This is a genomic window from Tepidanaerobacter sp. EBM-38 (assembly GCA_001896545.1).
GTDB lineage: Bacteria > Bacillota > Thermosediminibacteria > Thermosediminibacterales > Tepidanaerobacteraceae > Tepidanaerobacter.
Window position 1 is genome coordinate 88222 of record MPOT01000041.1, and the last position, 19210, is coordinate 107431.

A 19210-nucleotide genomic window follows, 5' to 3' on the forward strand; every position below is an offset into this window, starting at 1 on the left:
TTTTATGTCAAAAGAGATTTTGGCAGATGTTGCTCGGGACCAAATTCGAATTGGGGTTTTGGAAGACCGACAACTAGTAGAATATTATGTAGAAAAGACTTATGATGAAAGGATAACAGGAAATATCTATAAAGGTAAGGTGGCAAATGTACTCCCGGGTATGCAAGCCGCCTTTGTGGATATAGGTTTGGGCAAAAATGCTTTTTTATATGTGGGTGATTTGAATTCTTATAATCTTGGCCTTGAAGATGCAGATACAATTGTTGATTTAAAAAAAGCACCGATAAAGGATATATTGCATGTTGGCCAAGAGGTTTTAGTTCAGGTCGTAAAAGAGCCTATCGGCACTAAAGGAGCTAGAGTATCTACCAATATAACACTGCCTGGCAGATACCTGGTCCTTATGCCTACGGTTGATTATATAGGAATTTCTCGAAGAATCGAGAATGAAGAAGAACGCCAACGTTTAAAATCCCTGGCGGAGGAAATACAGCCACAGAATATGGGAATAATTGTAAGAACGGCGGCGGAAGGAGAAGATATAGAGAATCTAAAATCCGATATGGAGTATTTAAAACGCCTCTGGAATAATATACAAATGAAACAGAAGAATGGGAAGGCTCCTCGGTTGATATATAAAGATATGGATCTGCTTACTCGCATGGTAAGGGATGTATTTACACCGGAAGTTAATAAGTTTTATGTAAATACATCATATGGATATGAGAAAGTATTAGAAGCTGCTTCATTGATATCACATTCTCTGAAAGATCGTGTAAGTCTGTATATGGGTCAGGAAGATATTTTTGAGTATTTTAATATAGAATCAGAGGTCGAAAGAGCCTTAGAAAGAAAGATTTGGCTAAAATCCGGCGGTTATATCGTTATAGATCATACAGAGGCTCTAACTGCTATAGACGTAAATACGGGCAAATTTGTCGGCAGTATAAACCTGGAAGATACAGTAGTTAAAACCAATTTGGAGGCAGCTAAAGAGATTGCAAAACAGCTAAGATTGCGAGATATAGGTGGAATAATAGTTATAGATTTTATCGATATGGACTCCCAAGAACATCAAAAAATGGTTATAGACACTTTAGAAATTGAGTTAAAAAAGGATAGAACTAAAGCACATGTCTTAGGGATTACAAATTTAGGCTTGGTAGAAATGACGCGGAAAAAAGTTCGTCAAAGCTTGCATGAAGTCCTAGAAAAAGTATGTCCGTATTGTGACGGCAGAGGCAGGATATTATCTGAGGAAACAATGGCTAAAAAAGTCGAGCAAGAAATATCTCGAATATTCAGGACTAGAAAAGGCGAAGCAATTCTTATAGAAGTTCATCCATCGGTGGCAGCGGTGGTTATAGGTGCTGGCGGAACAAGACTAAGCCAATTAGAGCAGCGTTATGGGAAATATATATTCATTAAAGGTAAGGATGACCTACATCCTGAAGAAATCCGAATTAAGGCAGTGGGAAGCAGGGTTAAACTGGAGAACTTTGCTATGCCTGTCAGAGAAGGTCAGGTAATAGATGTGATTATAGAAGATAGGCATATAACCAATCACAATGATGGCATAGCCAGAGTAGATGGCTATGTAATCAATGTGGAGGAAGGTGCCGGCCTTTTAGGCGCAAAGGCAAAAGTCCAGATAAATAAGACTTACAGAACTTATGCAAAGGCGAGGCTGATATAAAAAACTTTGGCAAAACAGGTGACAGGAGAAATATTTTCTGTCACCTGTTTTTTGTAACCTCAAAACCGTATTTTGCATATATTATAGCAGGTAATGAGAAGCAGGTTTAAAAAAATACTAGATGTAAGAGAAATATATATTTCAGGTAGCTTATAAAAAGGAGGGAATTATAATGACAGATTCTCTAGGTACTGGTCATCACAAAGACAAATGGGCGTTTATCCTGTTTCTGATATTACTCCTTCTGCTTTTTGCAGATAACTAAAAGATTAGGTCGTGCCGATAGAGCACGACCTAATCTTTTTTGATTTCATCAGATTTAGCTGAGTTTTTTGGGTTATTCACGCTACCTTCTGATGTAGAAAATGTTTTCATTAAATTAATGAGAGTGGCGGGATTAATTTTTTTATCACCGGTTCCTCCCATTGAGTCTAATAGGTCAGCAGCCATTTCCTTCAGTTCAGATACCTCGGATTTCGATGAGAAACCTCTTGTATCAGACTTGAAGTTTTGTGCATTCAAAAAACTAATAATTCCCAATAAATTACTTAGAGCTAGCAGACTTATTAATTCGTTTGCACTTTGGTCGTTCGGACCATTGATTACCTTTAAGACTGTTTCAAGCAAGTCATTTCTAAAACCCAAGTCATCATTTTCTTCCAAGTTTACCACTCCCTTATGGTTTAAAACAGCTAAGTATCAAATGCACTATATAAAATATATTCTATTGACTACCTAAAAATGATTATTTTTAAATAAATAAAAGATGGCATAATAAGCCATCATATTTGAAAGTTTTTCTTAAAACCCCTAATGAATATCACATATTATTTTCTGGTTCAGCCAAAGTATTTAATAAATTCTCTACATTCTCAGCCTGTTTAGCTAAAGCATCTTTTTTGCATTCATCTATTTCTATTGTTTGAGTATTTTTTTTTGGCTGTCTAGATTCTTGAATCATCGTCAAAAGAGAGTTCAAGGCCTCAAAATTCATTTTTTGATTTGGCTGTTCCGGCCTAAACACATTAATAGTTGTAATTAGAAAATCAAGCAGTTCCTGACTTTTTGAACTCATAAAAGGTCGTATAGCTTTTAAAAGCTGCACATCGTTATCACTTATTGAAAAGGTCTTCATCTTTATTCCTCCGCTTCCTTTAGTAAAAAACTTCTTATAATTTTTATCATGCGATCAAGTGTTCCAAATGACATAATAAGTAATATAAGTATGAGAAAAAGTATATATGGATTAGGATTGTTATCGGGATTCTCAAAGCTGGTATTTTGGTCTATATCCGTAGAATTCATTGATTTTCACTCCTTAACATGAACTTCCTTAAGTTATTATATGAACAAAGTATATAAAAAGGTGCTGGAATAAGCGCTAAAAAAATAAGCAAACTAAATATAGCAATTAAAACGAGGTGATAAAATGTTCAAAACTAAGAAGCTAATTATTCCGGCGATTGCTTTGTCTGTCGTAGTTTTAATAGGGTTATTAAGTATAAATTACAAAGCTCATGCAAAAGCAAAAAATTATGCCGTTTCATCATGGGAAGGCGATTACACTCTTTTAGCTCGGCTTGTAGCCGGTGAAGCAGAAGGAGAACCGTATCTTGGTCAGGTGGGTGTTGCAGCCGTTATTATTAACCGTACAAAGCATCCTAAATTTCCGCCGACGATAGCCGATGTAATCTACCAGCCGGGGGCATTTGAATCGGTCAGCAATGGTTTAGTATGGTCAAGATATCCATCAAGAAATAATTTTGACGCTGCTCGTCAAGCTATGAGCGGATGGGATCCGACCTATGGCAGTATATTCTTCTGGAATCCTTATAAACCTGTTAGCCCATGGATATGGTCGCGCTCAATAGTAACCAGAATAGGGCGACATGTGTTTGCCAAGTAGAAAAGGAGGGGCCTAATGTTGAAAAAAAAATATATATGGATAATTAATCTGATAGTATTAGGAGGTCTTGTATTTGGTTACTGGTCGGTGTCCAGCAGGGCATTCTCGGCGGAAAACGCTTTAGAGGCTTCTTATCAACGAGGATTTTATAATCTGCTGGAGCAAGTTAGCAATCTAAATATCTTAATTTCAAAAAGTGAAGTTACGTCATCAAACGAACAGAGGATTATGATGTTGACTACGATTTGGCATCAGGCTGAAGGAGCCAGAACCAGCCTAGCAACTATGCCGTTGGGCGACAGGGATATGACAAATATGCAAAAATTCTTTGCACAGTTGGGTGATTTTTCTTATAATATTGCCGGTAAATTAGTAAAAAAGGAAGAAATATCTGATGCTGAATGGGAGAAGATGAGACAATTCAGAAAAAACATTCAAAGCTTAAATAAAGATCTTCGGCGCTTACAAGAAGATGTATCTGCTGGCAAAATAAGATGGGAAGATAAACCAGATCGATTGATAGCCGTAAAGAAAGTTCAAGGTATGGCAGATAATTTTGAAGCCATTGATCAAAAGCTTAAAAAGGAAGCGCCTACTATTACTTATGATGGACCTTTTTCCGATCATGTCGAACAAGTGACTGCAAAAACCTTATCAGGTAAGCGTATAAGTGAGAGTGAAGCTACTGCAATTGCTCAACAAGCTGTAAATAAAGTAGCAAAAGGGGATTTTAGAGCTGATGTAGTTGGGAGAACAAAGGGGAATATTCCTGCATACACTATCGAATTTACAAAAAAGGGAAATACGACCCCTAATATTATAATGGATGTAAGTGAAGTTGGCGGTCATGTAATATGGTTTTTAAATACCAGGGAAATAGAGGGCTCTAAAATACCTATAAAGCGAGCACTAGATAAAGCAAAAACCTATATAGAATCTATAGATTACAAAAATATGGAGCCTACCGGTTCTATCAGGGAAAACAATACTGTGACAATATCATTCGTTCCAAAAGAAAATGATGTGCTATTATATCCTGATTTTATAAAAGTTGAGGTGGCCTTGGATACTGGTGAAGTTGTAGGGTTTAATGCCTTGGCGTATCTAACCTTGCATAATAAGCGTAAGTTGCCTGAACCCAAAATTACCGAACAAGAGGTAAAAGATAAATTAAGTCCAAATTTAAGTATCAGAAGAATCCGACTGGCTTTGATTCCTGATGAAGCGTTAAGAGAAAAGCTTTGCTATGAGGTGGATGCAGAGCTAAATTCTGACCGCTATTTTATTTATATAAGTGCTGAAAATGGCAATGAAGAACAAATTTTAAAAGTTGTAGAAACAGACAAGGGCACAATGACTATGTAAAAAATGGCAGTTGAATAAGCCCCTTACAAAACCAAAAGCCATGCATTAATGTAAGTGGTACAACCATCTTACATGCATGGCTTTTGGTTATGAGAATATCTAAATATAAATTTTTTGAAGCCTTAATCTTTCAGAGATAAATTTTTGTGGCGAATAAAATTTTGACAACATAATATAGATATAAGGTAATAAATAAGAGAATTGATGTAAGGGGAGAGGATATGATATGGGTGACGTGAAGAATTTTTCTCCTGGTTATGAAGATGAAATTACTACGCCGGTAATTTACCTATTGCTTATGGCCAATGTTTTAGGACTGGTGGTTTTTCTTGATGACAAGATGAGCAAACATACTTCTATTAAAAAAAACGGATATAAGAATCACCCTAGAAATCACGCAATGAAGCAAATTGTAAAAACGTTACCAACTATATATGATAAAAATATCATGTCAGAGCTGACCACCGAGAATGAATTAACTTCAGATGATAATATACCAGATAAAAAAGATAAAGATAAAAACAAAGATGTGGTGTTAGAACAAATTGAACAAACAATTGAGCAAATCGACAAAGAAATACCTAAACACAGAGATTACATCATTAGATTTAAAGAAACTACAGATTATAACAAACAAGTGGCTAAGCAGCCACTAGAACCATTAGTTTGGCACTTTCCAATTAAATAATATAACAAAACGTTAAATTGCATTGACATGTAAGCTTTTCATGTGCTAAAATATCGTAGGTGGTTGTATTATACCTTCCACCGCACGGAACGGGTTTTAAAACAAGTTACCTGGATTCCGGCGAGAATAAGGAGGAGATTAATTATGTACGCAGTTATTGAAACTGGTGGAAAACAGTATCGTGTATCGGAAGGTGATATAATTCAAGTTGAAAAACTTCCGGCAGATGTAGGAGAATCAATTGAAATCGACAAAGTTATGGCATTATCTGCGGATAATGGTCTTAAGGTAGGGAAACCATGGCTTGAGAATGCGAAAGTGACAGCTAAAGTGCTGCGTCACGGCAAAAGCGATAAGATTATCGTCTTTAAGTACAAGCCTAAGAAAAATTATCGTAAGAGGCAAGGCCATCGCCAGCCATTTACGGAAATTCAAATTGAAAAAATAGAAGGATAGTATGATAAGGGTAAGAATAAAGTCCCATCCTTTTGGCGGTTATAAATCAATAGAAATATCAGGCCATGCAGAGTATGCCGATTATGGCAAAGATATAGTTTGTGCTGGAGTTTCAGCCTTGGCAGAAACCGCAGTTTTGGGGCTAAAGAATGTCGCTGGCATAAAACCTGTGGTTGATAAAAAACCAGGTTGTTTCATGCTAAAACTTCCTGATGATATGACAGCAGAAGAGTTTAAAAAAGCGACAATTATTCTTGAGACCATATTTTTAGGAATTCGAGATATTGCAGAATCATATCCGTCGAATATTCAGACTGAACTTATAGAGGAGGTGTAGCTGATGAATTTACAGCTTTTTGCTCAGAAAAAAGGCGGAGGAAGTTCGAAAAACGGTCGAGACAGTCAGGCTAAGCGCTTAGGGGTCAAGAGGTATGACGGGCAGTTTGTAAGCGCCGGGAGCATACTGGTTCGCCAAAGAGGCACGAGGATATATCCAGGACAAAATGTAGGTATGGGTGTAGATCATACACTTTTTGCTAAAGCTGATGGTTATGTTAAGTTCGAACAAAAGGGAAAAGATAAGAAACTTGTAAGCATATATGCAGCAAACTAAGCTCCTATAAATAGGAGCTGCTTTTTTAAGGTAACTATGGAAAAAGTTACCTTTGTTTTTTATCATTGACTCAAGACTACTAATGTGGCAACAACGTCGGATAAAATGGAAATATATTTTCTAAATATAAATTAAATATTAGAAAGATCAATGTTCTATTTTGATAGAAGGATTTTAAGATAAAAGGATAGAATATAAATAAAATATATAAAAAGTAAAAATACTAATATCAAATTTTATACCTTCAAACTTAATTATAGAAGCACACGAAACTATTAGTGAAATTAAGTGTGAAAGGGGATTGGGTTTGTTGGACAATAAAGGCTTCCCGATTATAATTACAATAAGTCAAATGCTTTCGACTATAGCAGCAATTGCCTTACTTAATCTAGAATTTGATGAAAAAATACAGATTATTTTGATATGTCTTTTTTTCACTGTAGCTAGTTTTGCAATGATTAATTTTTTCTATGGTCAAAGACAAAATTCAAGCACCGCAAAAAGTCTTTTTCAAGTTTTTCGATTGACAAGACATGATTTTCAAAATCACTTGCAGGTTTTATATAGTATGATTCAGTTGAAAAAATATGAAGATGCTTTAAAATATATAGATAGTATAAAAAACAGAGATAAAGAAGTTAGTTATATTTGCAACAATTTGACCGATGTTTCGGTTATAAGCTGCTTATTGGAAATGTTATACACCTTGAAACGAAAGAATATAGGTATGAGTATTGAAGTAATTGATAAAGAACCTTATATTCCACAATTATCAAAGTTAACAGAAGAATTACAGAGATATATCTTGCAACTAGATAAGTTTCAGGGTAAAAAAGATATAAAGATTATTTTAGGAAAGTCAAAGTTAGAGATATGCTCTGAAACTATAGGAGAAAGGGTAGTATTCAGTACTAAACATATCAATTTAAGCGATAGTAAAACACCCGTTTTTAAGTGGCTGAATGAGATGGTTTCCAATTATTGCGGTAAAAAACTGATTGATAGGTGTGATATAAATGTTCGTAGATAATGCAAAAATCTATGTAAAAGCAGGAGACGGAGGTAATGGCGTTGTAGCTTTCAGAAGAGAAAAATATGTACCGCGTGGAGGACCTAGCGGAGGCGACGGAGGTCGAGGCGGAGATGTGATTCTAATGGTAGATTCCAGCTTGTCAACTCTTATGGATTTTAAGTATAAAATTCATTATAAAGCAAAAAGAGGTGAACATGGACAAGGGTCTAATAAATTTGGCCGAAGTGCTGAAGATCTTGTTATCAATGTACCACCAGGAACTATTGTAAAGGATGCCGAGACTGGTGAAGTACTTGCGGATTTGGTAGAAAACGGAGAAAGCTTTGTTGTAGCTAAAGGCGGCCGAGGAGGTCGCGGTAATGCACGATTTACTTCTTCGGTTCACAGGGCTCCAGACTTTGCCGAGAAAGGTGAGCCGGGTGAAGAACGTTGGATTGTGTTAGAATTAAAACTAATAGCCGATGTAGGCCTTATAGGTTTTCCCAATGCCGGAAAATCTACACTGCTTTCCCGAATGACATCGGCAAAACCTAAAATCGCCGACTACCCATTTACTACACTATCCCCTAACTTAGGAGTTGTAGACCCGGGGTTAGGCAAAGGAAACAGCTTTGTATTGGCTGATATTCCTGGCCTTATCGAAGGAGCTCATGAAGGGCAGGGCTTGGGCTATGAGTTTTTACGACATGTGGAAAGGACCCGTCTGCTTGTTCATGTGTTGGACATGTCAGGCATAGAAAGAGATCCGCTTGAGGGTTTCTATGCGATTAATCAAGAACTTGTAAAATACAGCAAGGAGCTTTCAGAAAAGCCTCAGGTGGTTGTAGCCAATAAAATGGATTTACCAAAAGCACAGGAAAATTACGAAAGAATCAAACCGATAATTGAAAAATCCGGTTATACTATAATGCCTGTATCAGGAGCGACAGGTCATGGAATAAAGCAACTTTTGCAGTATATTGGAGAGATGCTTTCAAAAATACCAAAGGCAGAACCGGTAGAACATATTAAGCAATATAGAATAATAGAGGAAGAACCTTTTAAAATCAGTAAGGGTGGTCAGGTGTTTTATATTTCAGGTAAGACGGTAGAACGATTGGTAGCAATGACCGACCTTGAGAATGAGTCTGCAGTCAAACGCCTTCAGCGTACTTTCAAGAGGATGGGCATTGATAATGAATTAAAAGCTCAAGGGATTAAGCCCGGCGATACGGTAAAAATCGGTAATATAGAATTCTATTATATGGAATAAGGATAACTATGTAATAATTTTATATTGAAAGATTAGAGTTAAGCGTGGTATAATTTTGGTGATTTAAAGCTGTAAAGGGAGGATTTTGTATTGTCAAACAACGAAAAGGTGGGTATAATGGGAGGAACATTTGACCCCATTCATTATGGCCATCTTGTCACAGCAGAAACTGCTAGAACTAACTTTAAATTAGACAGAGTTATTTTCACGCCTGCCGGAAGGCCACCTCACAAAAAAGGTTATACGGTTACATCTTCTGAAGACAGATATCTTATGACAATGCTTGCTATCAACAATAATCCTTTTTTTGAAATTTCAAGAATGGAGATTGAAAGACCGGGCTTAACTTATACTGTTGATACTTTAGAGCAGTTTTACAACGAGCTAGGCAAGAATGTAAAACTTTATTTTATTAGCGGGGCAGATGCAGTTTTTGATATACTGACATGGAAAGATGTGGACAAGGTTTTAAGTTACTGCACTTTTATTGCTGCAACAAGGCCCGGTTACCCAATGGATCAGCTAAATCAGAAACTGATGCAAATTAGGCAGATATATGGGCAGCAAGTTGTTCCTATGAAAGTTACAAGCCTTGATATCTCCTCGACTGAAATACGTAGGAGGGTTAAAGAGGGTCTTTCCATCAAATATCTCCTTCCTGAGAGTGTAGAAACATATATACAGAAAAGTGGTCTTTATAGGTGAAAATGACGCTGGAAAAAATGAAACAAAAATTAAGAAAAAACATGAATGATAAAAGGTTCTTACATTCATTAGGTGTTATGCAAACTGCAGAAAAATTAGCGGTTCGTTATGAAGGGGATATCGAGAAAGCCAAAGTAGCAGGTCTGCTTCATGATTGTGCTAGAGGGTTGGATACGGAATGTCAGTTGAAACTGGTAAAATATTTTGGTATACTTTTAGATGATATTGAAAGACGAGAAAAAGTTCTAATACACGGACCTTTAGGGGCTGTGATAGCCAAAGTAGAATACGGTATTACTGACGAACAGATACTTAAAGCTATAAAAGTTCATACTACTGGTGATGCAGATATGAACCTGCTTGATAAGATAATATTTCTTTCGGATTTTATTGAGCCAAATAGATGTTTTCCTGGCGTTGAAGAGTTAAGAGTAAAGGCCTTTCAAGACCTTGATGATGCAATTATTGGTGCTTTTGATTCTACAATAAGGTATGTTTTAAGCAAAAAAAGCTTATTACATCCAAAGACAATTTTAGGCAGGAATTTTATTCTTATGCAAAGGGAGAGCGAGGGGAAAGTATGAAAAGGCCTTTGAAAATAGCTTTATCAATTCTTTTATTTATAGTACTTTCACTCGGAAGCGGATTCTATTATACGCTTAGGAGTTTGAATGCACCATTGGAAGCCGGCAGCGATCCTAATACTTCAAATACCGATGAACTAGTGGAAGGCGGCAGACAAAATATATTACTTTTGGGCATGGATGCAGGTACCTTAGGAGCTAAAGAAGAACATAACCGGCATCGTTCAGATACTATTTTAGTAGTAAGTTTGGACAAAAAAAATAAAGATGTCAAGATTTTATCAATCCCAAGAGATACAAGAGTAAGACTTGGGGGATACGGAATCCAAAAGATAAATGCTGCTACGGCTTTTGGTGGGGCGGACTTGGCGGTAAAAACTGTTAAGAATTTTTTAGGTGTGCCTATTCACAATTATGTGGTAGTTAAGCTTTCAAGCTTTAAAAATATAGTAGATGCCTTGGGTGGTGTAGATATAGATATTAAAGAACGAATGAAATACAGTGACCCTGCAGGTGGCATATATATAGATTTATACCCCGGGCAGCAGACTCTTGACGGAGATAAGGCAGAACAATTTGTAAGATACAGAGGTTATGCAGATGCCGATATTGGTCGTGTTAAAGCTCAGCAGCAGTTCATGGAGGCTCTGATCAAGAAAGCTCTTAAACCTGCTACTCTTTTAAAGCTTCCTAAAATCATAGATATAGTTCAAGAAAATGTAGAAACTGACATACAACCTTTGGAGATGGCGAGCCTGGCTAATTTTGCAAGGCAGGTAAAGCAAGAAGATATAAAAATGTATATAGTACCGGGTGAGGGCAAATACATCTCGGGGATAAGTTATTTTATACCTTTTCAGAATCAGCTTGACGAGATGATAGATGAGATATTTTTTGATGATGGTAACATCAAAGTTGCCGTGCTAAACGGGAATGGCGCTAAGGGTGTTGCCTCTAAAGTGGCAAGCAAGCTCGAATCCCAAGGCTTTAAGGTAGTTACCGTGGCAAATGCCGATAATTTCGACTATGAAACTACCACTATAATATATCCGAAGGATAAAAAGAGTGAAGCGGAGGAAGTCGCTAAAGTGCTTGCACAAGCACGGCTGGAAGAAGAAGCAGATGACAGTATTGTTCTTCCTACGATAATAGTTGGGAAGGATGCAAATTAATATATGGAGGGAAATGGATGATAATAGACCCTAAAACCTGTGCCATTGAAGCGGCCGGTATTTTAAAGGATAAAAAGGGTCAGGATATTTTAGTGCTGGATATAAGTTCTATAGCGGTATTTTCTGATTACTTTGTAATAGCTACCGGCATATCACCGATTCATGTTCAAGCACTGGCCGACGAAGTTGAACAAAGGCTTGTTGCAAAAGGATATAGATTTAAAAGCAAAGAAGGCTATAAAGACGGCAGATGGGTGCTTATAGATTTTTATGATGTAATCGTTCATATTTTTACTCGTTCTGAAAGAGAATACTACATGTTGGAGCGACTCTGGGCAGATGCAAAAACGATTGATTTACCGTCGGATAGCATTGACACTAAAAAAGACTTGCAATATAATAATAAGGAAAATCTAATATAATTATTTATTCCATTGAATCATTACTTAATTTAAAAGATACTAGAAGGAATAGTAAGAGGTAGTTGTTCTTAACAGAGACTCGGAACACAGGTGAAATCCGGGAGAACAAACCTCTGAACTCACCTTCGGATAAGCCGACAGGCGTTAAAATGTTTAAGTTGGGCATCAAGGCCAATTAGGGTGGTACCGCGAGGAAGAGTTTCTCGTCCCTAACAAGGGATAAGAAACTTTTTTTAATTTAATGCATTTAAAATATAAGCTTTTGTTAATATAATATAAACCTAGCTGCTTTTTGAATATTATTTACGAAGGAGGCAATTAAGTTGAAATACGATTTTAAACTGATCGAGAGTAAGTGGCAGAAAAAATGGGAAGAAGATAAGATATACAAAACCTCAGAAGATTATAATAAACCTAAATATTACTGTCTTGAAATGTTTCCATATCCTTCAGGGAATCTGCATATGGGCCATGTTCGCAATTATTCAATAGGTGACGTAGTTGCACGATTTAAAAGAATGAACGGTTTTAATGTACTCTATCCCATGGGGTGGGATGCATTTGGTCTTCCGGCTGAAAATGCTGCCATAAAGCATGGCATACATCCGTCTAAATGGACATGGAGTAATATCGACAATATGAGAACACAGTTAAAGCAATTAGGATTAAGCTATGACTGGGATAGAGAAGTTGCTACATGTCACCCTAATTACTATAAATGGACTCAGTGGTTTTTTTTATTGTTATATAAAAGAGGTCTTGCGTATCGCAAAAAGGCTTTCGTGAATTGGTGCCCATCATGTTCAACAGTTTTGGCAAACGAACAGGTGGTAGATGGAATATGTGACCGTTGCAAAACTGAGGTTGTTAAAAAAGAACTTGAACAATGGTTTTTTAAGATAACTGATTATGCGGACGAACTGTTAAATGATTTGGAAAAACTTCCTGGATGGCCTGATAAAGTCAAAACCATGCAGCAAAATTGGATTGGGCGAAGTGAAGGTGTAGAGTTCTCATTTACTGCTGAGAAAACGGGTGATAAAATTTCGGTATTTACCACACGACCTGATACGGTCTATGGGGTTTCATATGTAGTCTTAGCACCTGAACATCCGTTGGTAGAAACCCTTTCTTCTGGAACAGAGTATGAAGCTTCTGTTAAAGAATTCAAAAAGAAAATGGAAAAATACAATGAAATAGTCAGAACTTCTACTGAAACTGAAAAAGAAGGTGTATTTACAGGAGCATATGCTATAAATCCCATGAACGGCGAAAAAGTGCCTATTTGGATAGCAAATTATGTGCTATTGGGTTATGGCACTGGGGCTGTTATGGGGGTTCCGGCCCATGACCAGCGTGACTTTGAATTTGCGAAAAAGTATAACTTGCCTATAAAGGTAGTTATTTCTCCGCAAGATAAAACCTTACATCCTGATGAAATGAATGAGGCTTTTGTAGATGACGGCATCCTGGTGAACTCCGATAGATTTAACGGTATGAGTAATATTGAGGCCATCAAAGCCATAGGTCAATATATGGAAGATATAGGGATTGGAAAGTTTGAAGTAAACTTTAAACTTAGAGACTGGCTGATTTCACGTCAGAGATACTGGGGTGCACCTATACCCATAGTTTACTGCGATAAATGCGGTGTGGTCCCAGTGCCTGAAGAGGATTTACCGGTGTTGCTGCCGGAGGATATACAGTTTAATACTCGAGGCACTTCTCCACTGCAAGAATGCGATGAATTTTTAAATACGACCTGTCCAAAATGCCATGGGCCAGCTCGCAGAGAAACGGATACAATGGATACATTTGTATGTTCTTCTTGGTATTTTTACAGATATACTGATGCCAGAAACGAAGAAGAACCATTTGCTCGAGAAAAGGTTAATTATTGGATGCCTGTGGATCAATATATAGGCGGTGTGGAGCATGCCATACTGCATTTAATGTATTCAAGGTTTTTTAATAAGGTAATTCGTGATGCCGGTCTGGTAGCCGTTGATGAGCCTTTTGAGAATTTGCTCACACAGGGTATGGTGTTAAGAGACGGTATAAAGATGTCAAAATCTATTGGGAACACTGTAAGCCCTGAAGAAATTATAGAAAAATATGGAGCTGATACTGCAAGGCTGTTCATACTTTTTGCTGCTCCACCGGAAAGGGATTTGGAGTGGAGTGACCAAGGTGTGGAAGGATGTTTTAGATTTCTTCAGAGGGTCTTTCGACTGGTAGAAGAATTATCCAATAAATTAAGTAATGCAGGGAACTTTGGAGAATATGATAAGGATGTACGCCGTATTACTCACAAAACTATCAAGAAAGTAACCGAAGATGTAAGCGAAAGGTTTAACTTCAATACTGCCATAAGCGCTATAATGGAAATGGTAAACGGATTAAATGCCCACAAAGATACTAACATTTCAAAAACCGTATTAAAAGAAGCTTTAGATAATCTCCTTTTGCTGCTAGCTCCTTTTGCCCCTCATATAACGGAGGAGTTGTGGCATACTTTAGGCCATAAAGAGAGTGTTCATCTAATGCCTTGGCCTAAATATGATGCTAATGCCATTGTGGAAGATGAAATAGAAATTGTTATACAGATTAATGGAAAAGTGCGAGATAAAATGAAAATTTCTGTTGAAGCCTCAGAAGATGAAATGAGAGAAACAGCATTAAAACAAGAAAAACTTTTATCTTTATTAGAAGGTAAAAAAATAGTAAAGGTTATCACTGTACCCAAAAAGCTTGTAAATATAGTGGTAAAGTAAACATGTTTTAAGAATCTCATATAATAAACTGTCTACATGTAAAATAGACAGTTAAAACAATATAACATTATTACGCAGAGCGCCAACCAGAGATGATTGGTGCTCTTTTTGTGCTTCAAAGCCTGAAAGACAATCAAGATGTTTCAACAGACATACTGTAGTTATTTTGATTCTACCCTGTATCGCCTTAATATTTTACTCATATGGCGGTTCCGATTTATCTTGGTACAGCTATTATCTAAGGACAACTATTGTATGAAAGAGGAAAGTGAGGTAAAATATTAACAGGTTAACAATCACCTGTAAATAGCTTTTGAATAAATCTTTATTTAGCTTTATGCAATATATATAACACGGAAGGAAAGAGGTTGGGAATTATGTTAAAACTCGAATCTGTTTACCTGCACTTGAAAAACGGTCATGAGGACTTTCCTATATTAGAAGATATAAATTTAGAGTTGGAAAATAATAAGTTTTATGCCTTGACCGGTCCAAATGGTGGTGGGAAAACATCACTAGCCAAAGTCATCATGGGTATTTATAAAAATGATAAAGGCCGACTGATTTTTGATGGCGAGGATATAACAAATCTAAGCATAACCGAACGTGCCAAGGTCGGCATCAGTTATGCGTTTCAAAATCCTCCTAGATTTAAGGGTATGAAGATTAAAGACCTTCTTAAAATATCTGCCGACGAAAGTTCGTTAAGAGCTATGCTTCGAGCCGTAGGTTTATGCCCCCAGGATTATCTTGACAGAGAATGCGATGCAAGCCTTTCAGGCGGCGAGATGAAGAGGATTGAGTTAGCTACGGTTCTTGCAAGACCATCAAAATTAGTAATCTACGATGAACCGGAAGCAGGTGTTGACCTTTGGAGTTTTGAAAATCTACTGCAACTAATTAGAAACTACCATAAAAAAGGCAATGTAACGAGTGTGGTTATCACGCATCATGAAAGAGTCTTATCGCTGGCGGATGAAATAATTCTTTTGGCCGATGGCAAAATAGCCGAAAGAGGTTCGAAGGAAAAAATATTGCCACTGATACAAAAGGATTCAAGATGCTGCTGGCAGGCAAATTGTGGAGGTAATGACAATGAAATTGAATGCTATTGAAAACGAACTTTTGAAAAATATTGCAGATTTGCATAAAATACCATCAGGAGCTGTTAATATCAGAAAGAATGGTGAGGGCATTATACGCCACTCTTCTGCCAATATTGAGGTTCGTCCAAAAACTGACAAGCCTGGCATCGATGTCATAATTGCACCAGGCACTAAAAATGAAGCGGTACACATTCCTGTTTTGATAACCATGTCCGGGGTGGTGGATGTCGTATATAATACAATCATCATAGGTGAAGGAGCAGATGTAACTGTAGTAGCTGGCTGTGGGATTCATAATCCCGGCTCTAAAAAATCCCAGCATGACGGTATTCATGAAATAATTGTTAAAAAAGGCGCCAAAATGCGGTATTTAGAAAAACACTACGGTGAAGGTGAAGGAACCGGTGAAAGGGTTTTAAATCCACAAACACTTGTCATAATGGAACAAGACTCTATGGCCGAAATGGAACTTGTGCAAATAAAAGGTGTTGATAGTACTGTCCGTGATACAAAGGCTAAATTAGCCGAAGGGGCAAGCCTGATTATAACCGAACGTCTTCTGACCCACCAAAATCAGGAAGCGGTATCTGATATGACAATAGAGCTTAATGGTCAGGGTTCTAATGCAAAAGTTGTATCTCGCTCAGTTGCAAAGGATAATTCCAAGCAGGTATTTCGCCCAATAGTTATCGCTAGGGCCAGCAGTAAGGGACATGTTGAATGTGATTCTATCATAATGAATCAAGGCAAAATAAGCTCGACACCTGCCATTACTGCAGAGCATCCAGATGCTCAATTGACTCACGAGGCTGCTATTGGCAGAATAGCTGAAGAACAACTTCTAAAATTAATGACTCTAGGTCTTTCTGAAGAAGAAGCTGAGGATGTAATACTACGAGGTTTTCTACAATGACGGCTAAATGTATAATGATTCAAGGAACTGGGTCTTCTGTAGGAAAAAGTCGATTAGTTACCGGACTTTGCAGGTTATTTAAGCAAGATGGATTTAAAGTTGCGCCATTTAAATCTCAAAACATGGCATTAAATTCATATATAACCCGGGATGGCTTAGAGATGGGCAGAGCTCAAGCTACCCAGGCTGAAGCATGCGGCATAGAGCCTTCGGTCATAATGAATCCGGTACTGTTAAAGCCGCGTTCAGACAAGAATAGTCAGGTAATAGTTAGAGGCAAACCTTTTGGCAACTTCTCAGCGATGGACTATCATGAATACAAACCGAAACTAATGCAACTGATAAAAGAAAGTTATGATGAGTTGGCTCGGGATAATGACATAATTGTTATAGAGGGGGCTGGAAGTCCTGCGGAAATAAATCTTCGTGAAAGAGATATTGTCAATATGGGTATGGCTGAATTGGTTAATGCCCCGGTAGTTATTGTAGGTGATATCGACAGAGGTGGGGTTTTTGCATCATTGGCAGGAACAATGCTTTTATTGAATGATAATGAAAAAGCCATGGTAAAAGCCGTTATAATAAACAAGTTTCGGGGAGATTTAAAGCTGCTTGAACCAGGCCTTAAAATGCTGGAGGATATAATAAAACGGCCGGTTTTAGGAGTTGTACCTTATGCCGATATCTATATAGATGAGGAGGATTCTCCTCAAGCGGAAAAAGAACGGTTGATGCAAAAGTATGATAGAAGCGATAATGCCGATATGGCTAAAGAAGGCCAATTAAAGGTAAAAGTCTTGAGTCTGCCTCGAATCACAAATTTTACTGACTTTGTGCCATTAGGTGAGTTTCCGGGTATTCAGCTATCATATGTATCCAATGGTCCTATTGGCGATGCTGATATGGTTTTAATTCCAGGATCGGAAAATCCCAAAGAGAGCATGGAATTTATTCAATCAAGAGGTTGGGATAAAGAGATTCAAGCCCTTTCTAAAACAGGTGTGGTAATTTTGGGTATGGGCAGCAGTTATCCTTTGTTGGGAAAAACCCTGAGTTTTTCTTCGGACTTTGGAATAAAGGAAAACATAAAAGGATTAGGCCTGCTTGATGTGCACATAGAACTGCAACAACAGGACTCTGCACGTGTGTTAGGGAAAATTTCAAACGATCTGCCGGCTCCAGCAGATGTTTTAAGCGAATCAGAAATAGAAGGTTATCGCATATATTCTGGAAATATTATACAACAAGGCAAAGAAATTAATTTTATAAAAACCTATAACTGCTCTGATAATTCATTAGACGGCCTTATATCAGCAACGGGTCGTACCCTTGGAACCTTTATTCACGGAATATTTGACAATCCTGATTTTACCATGAAATTCATAAACTTTTTAAAAAATATTAAACATGATGAAAGTGTTATCATAAACAATGCCAAATCTTTTGATTTTAATAAATTTAAAGAGGCTGAATATGATCGCTGGGCGGATATAGTCAGGGCTAATATCGATATTAAAAAGTTATATGAGATAATAGGTATAGAAATATAGGAAGATCGAGGGGGGTGAGGTGATAAAAGTGTTTGATTTTAGTAGAAGAGAAAAAATGCTTTTGGGTATATTGCTGATATTGATTGTTTCCTTAGGTTCCATTACATATTATGTATTTTTCAGGAAACCTCCTGAGATAGCATTTAAACTTCAGGAGGAACCTGCAATCCCTGTTACAGCTCCAGCTGCGGAAACGGAGAAAATAGTGGTTTATGTTACCGGAGCGGTAAAAAACCCCGGCGTATATACATTGGAAGAAGGGAATAGAGTAAAAGATGCTATAGAAATAGCAGGAGGTCACCTCCCCGATGCTGATCTTTTACGGTTAAATCTGGCTCAAAAGGTGCATGATGAAGATAAATTATATGTTCCCCAAATTGGGGAAACACCGGAACAATCAGAATTTGAAGATACTACTTATGAGGCTACGGTAGGTTTAAGTTCCAAAAATGATGGCAAAATTAATATCAATACTGCAGGCGAAACAGAACTTACCCAATTGCCCGGCATTGGTCCCGTGACCGCACAGAAAATTATGGATTACAGAAAAACTAACGGTTTGTTTAAGACTATAGATGATATAAAGAATGTTTCGGGAATAGGAGATAAAAAATTTGAACAAATAAAGGATAAAATTAAAGTTAAATAAGGCAGATATGATGTCTAAATAAACGGCAAACCACCGCGAAATATACTTATTTATTTTTAGTATTTTCAGCTATAATTTGGTTTGCGCGTTCATTCATATTGGGATATAAATCAATCGGAACATATTGCGGTCCTAAAGTAGTTGCTACAGTAAATCTTGCACATTTTGTTTTATCGGATTCACAGTAATTTTTGCGGTAAATAGCTCCTAAACCGCTTTCAATTGGGCAGTGCTGACGCATGAAAAACATAAACCATATCTGACAAAGGATGAAAGCTCTTCCTAAAAAAACTTTTTCGCAAAACCAGTCTGGACAAACTTTTCCC

The 19210-nt window shown here is 37.2% G+C and carries 21 protein-coding genes and 1 pseudogene; 18 read left to right on the forward strand and 4 right to left on the reverse strand.

Annotated elements, in window-relative coordinates; translation table 11 throughout:
• Nucleotides 1-4: 4 nt before the first annotated feature.
• Nucleotides 5-1696: an Rne/Rng family ribonuclease gene (locus BUC45_RS04945; protein WP_296970759.1), complete on the forward strand. Its 1692-nt coding sequence runs from the start codon at nucleotides 5-7 to the stop codon at nucleotides 1694-1696.
• A gap of 294 nt (nucleotides 1697-1990) precedes the next feature.
• Here BUC45_RS04945 and BUC45_RS04950 read toward each other — a convergent pair whose 3' ends face one another.
• From BUC45_RS04950 to BUC45_RS04960, 3 genes are all read right to left on the reverse strand, one after another.
• On the reverse strand, nucleotides 1991-2359 hold the full coding sequence (locus BUC45_RS04950) for a hypothetical protein (RefSeq protein ID WP_296970760.1): 369 nt from the start codon (nucleotides 2357-2359) through the stop codon (nucleotides 1991-1993).
• Nucleotides 2360-2516: 157 nt separating this feature from the next.
• Nucleotides 2517-2831, reverse strand: a complete 315-nt coding sequence (locus BUC45_RS04955) for a hypothetical protein (protein ID WP_296970761.1) — start codon at nucleotides 2829-2831, stop codon at nucleotides 2517-2519.
• Nucleotides 2832-2833: 2 nt separating this feature from the next.
• Nucleotides 2834-3001, reverse strand: coding sequence for a hypothetical protein (locus BUC45_RS04960; protein WP_296970762.1), 168 nt, complete (start codon nucleotides 2999-3001; stop codon nucleotides 2834-2836).
• 124 nt (nucleotides 3002-3125) lie between these two features.
• On the opposite strand from BUC45_RS04960, the gene BUC45_RS04965 reads away from it, so the two are divergent.
• The 17 genes from BUC45_RS04965 to BUC45_RS05045 all read left to right on the forward strand — a co-directional run bounded on the left by BUC45_RS04965 (nucleotide 3126) and on the right by BUC45_RS05045 (nucleotide 18884).
• Complete coding sequence (locus BUC45_RS04965; protein ID WP_296970763.1) at nucleotides 3126-3602, forward strand: cell wall hydrolase; 477 nt, start codon at nucleotides 3126-3128, stop codon at nucleotides 3600-3602.
• A 15-nt stretch (nucleotides 3603-3617) separates the two neighbouring features.
• On the forward strand, nucleotides 3618-4967 hold the full coding sequence (gene ypeB / locus BUC45_RS04970) for a germination protein YpeB (RefSeq protein ID WP_296970764.1): 1350 nt from the start codon (nucleotides 3618-3620) through the stop codon (nucleotides 4965-4967).
• A 226-nt stretch (nucleotides 4968-5193) separates the two neighbouring features.
• Nucleotides 5194-5655: a hypothetical protein gene (locus tag BUC45_RS04975; protein WP_296970765.1), complete on the forward strand. Its 462-nt coding sequence runs from the start codon at nucleotides 5194-5196 to the stop codon at nucleotides 5653-5655.
• 144 nt (nucleotides 5656-5799) lie between these two features.
• Nucleotides 5800-6111 carry a 50S ribosomal protein L21 gene (rplU, locus tag BUC45_RS04980; protein WP_296970766.1) on the forward strand — a complete coding sequence of 104 codons (312 nt, stop codon included), beginning with the start codon at nucleotides 5800-5802 and terminating at the stop codon, nucleotides 6109-6111.
• A gap of 1 nt (nucleotide 6112) precedes the next feature.
• Nucleotides 6113-6448, forward strand: coding sequence for a ribosomal-processing cysteine protease Prp (locus tag BUC45_RS04985; RefSeq protein ID WP_013778585.1), 336 nt, complete (start codon nucleotides 6113-6115; stop codon nucleotides 6446-6448).
• Between the two features lie 3 nt (nucleotides 6449-6451).
• A complete protein-coding gene (gene rpmA, locus BUC45_RS04990; protein ID WP_013778584.1) occupies nucleotides 6452-6724 on the forward strand; it encodes a 50S ribosomal protein L27 in 273 nt (90 codons plus the stop codon).
• A 310-nt stretch (nucleotides 6725-7034) separates the two neighbouring features.
• Nucleotides 7035-7754, forward strand: a complete 720-nt coding sequence (locus tag BUC45_RS04995; protein ID WP_296970767.1) for a Spo0B domain-containing protein — start codon at nucleotides 7035-7037, stop codon at nucleotides 7752-7754.
• The gene (gene obgE / locus BUC45_RS05000; protein WP_296970768.1) at nucleotides 7741-9009 is read left to right on the forward strand and encodes a GTPase ObgE; all 1269 of its coding nucleotides are present in this window, start codon (nucleotides 7741-7743) and stop codon (nucleotides 9007-9009) included. The genes BUC45_RS04995 and obgE overlap by 14 nt, the downstream gene beginning before the upstream one ends.
• A gap of 117 nt (nucleotides 9010-9126) precedes the next feature.
• Complete coding sequence (gene nadD, locus BUC45_RS05005; protein ID WP_366749744.1) at nucleotides 9127-9714, forward strand: nicotinate-nucleotide adenylyltransferase; 588 nt, start codon at nucleotides 9127-9129, stop codon at nucleotides 9712-9714.
• 2 nt (nucleotides 9715-9716) lie between these two features.
• Nucleotides 9717-10298 (forward strand): bis(5'-nucleosyl)-tetraphosphatase (symmetrical) YqeK, encoded by a 582-nt coding sequence (gene yqeK, locus BUC45_RS05010; RefSeq protein ID WP_366749746.1) that lies wholly within the window; start codon nucleotides 9717-9719, stop codon nucleotides 10296-10298.
• Nucleotides 10295-11470: an LCP family protein gene (locus tag BUC45_RS05015; protein WP_296970772.1), complete on the forward strand. Its 1176-nt coding sequence runs from the start codon at nucleotides 10295-10297 to the stop codon at nucleotides 11468-11470. Before yqeK ends, BUC45_RS05015 begins: the two co-directional genes overlap by 4 nt.
• A 17-nt stretch (nucleotides 11471-11487) precedes the next feature.
• Nucleotides 11488-11892: a ribosome silencing factor gene (gene rsfS / locus BUC45_RS05020; RefSeq protein WP_013778578.1), complete on the forward strand. Its 405-nt coding sequence runs from the start codon at nucleotides 11488-11490 to the stop codon at nucleotides 11890-11892.
• A 323-nt stretch (nucleotides 11893-12215) separates the two neighbouring features.
• Complete coding sequence (leuS, locus tag BUC45_RS05025) at nucleotides 12216-14666, forward strand: leucine--tRNA ligase (protein ID WP_296970773.1); 2451 nt, start codon at nucleotides 12216-12218, stop codon at nucleotides 14664-14666.
• Nucleotides 14667-15043: 377 nt separating this feature from the next.
• Complete coding sequence (locus BUC45_RS05030) at nucleotides 15044-15781, forward strand: ATP-binding cassette domain-containing protein (RefSeq protein ID WP_296970774.1); 738 nt, start codon at nucleotides 15044-15046, stop codon at nucleotides 15779-15781.
• Entirely contained in the window at nucleotides 15762-16685 is a 924-nt protein-coding gene (locus tag BUC45_RS05035) for a SufD family Fe-S cluster assembly protein (RefSeq protein ID WP_296970775.1), read from the forward strand. The genes BUC45_RS05030 and BUC45_RS05035 overlap by 20 nt, the downstream gene beginning before the upstream one ends.
• A complete protein-coding gene (locus tag BUC45_RS05040) occupies nucleotides 16682-18235 on the forward strand; it encodes a cobyric acid synthase (protein ID WP_296970776.1) in 1554 nt (517 codons plus the stop codon). The genes BUC45_RS05035 and BUC45_RS05040 overlap by 4 nt, the downstream gene beginning before the upstream one ends.
• A gap of 19 nt (nucleotides 18236-18254) precedes the next feature.
• Entirely contained in the window at nucleotides 18255-18884 is a 630-nt protein-coding gene (locus tag BUC45_RS05045; protein ID WP_296970777.1) for a helix-hairpin-helix domain-containing protein, read from the forward strand.
• Nucleotides 18885-18930: 46 nt separating this feature from the next.
• Here the strand turns inward: BUC45_RS05045 and BUC45_RS05050 are convergent.
• Nucleotides 18931-19210: pseudogene (locus tag BUC45_RS05050) on the reverse strand (hypothetical protein); the annotation flags it as partial.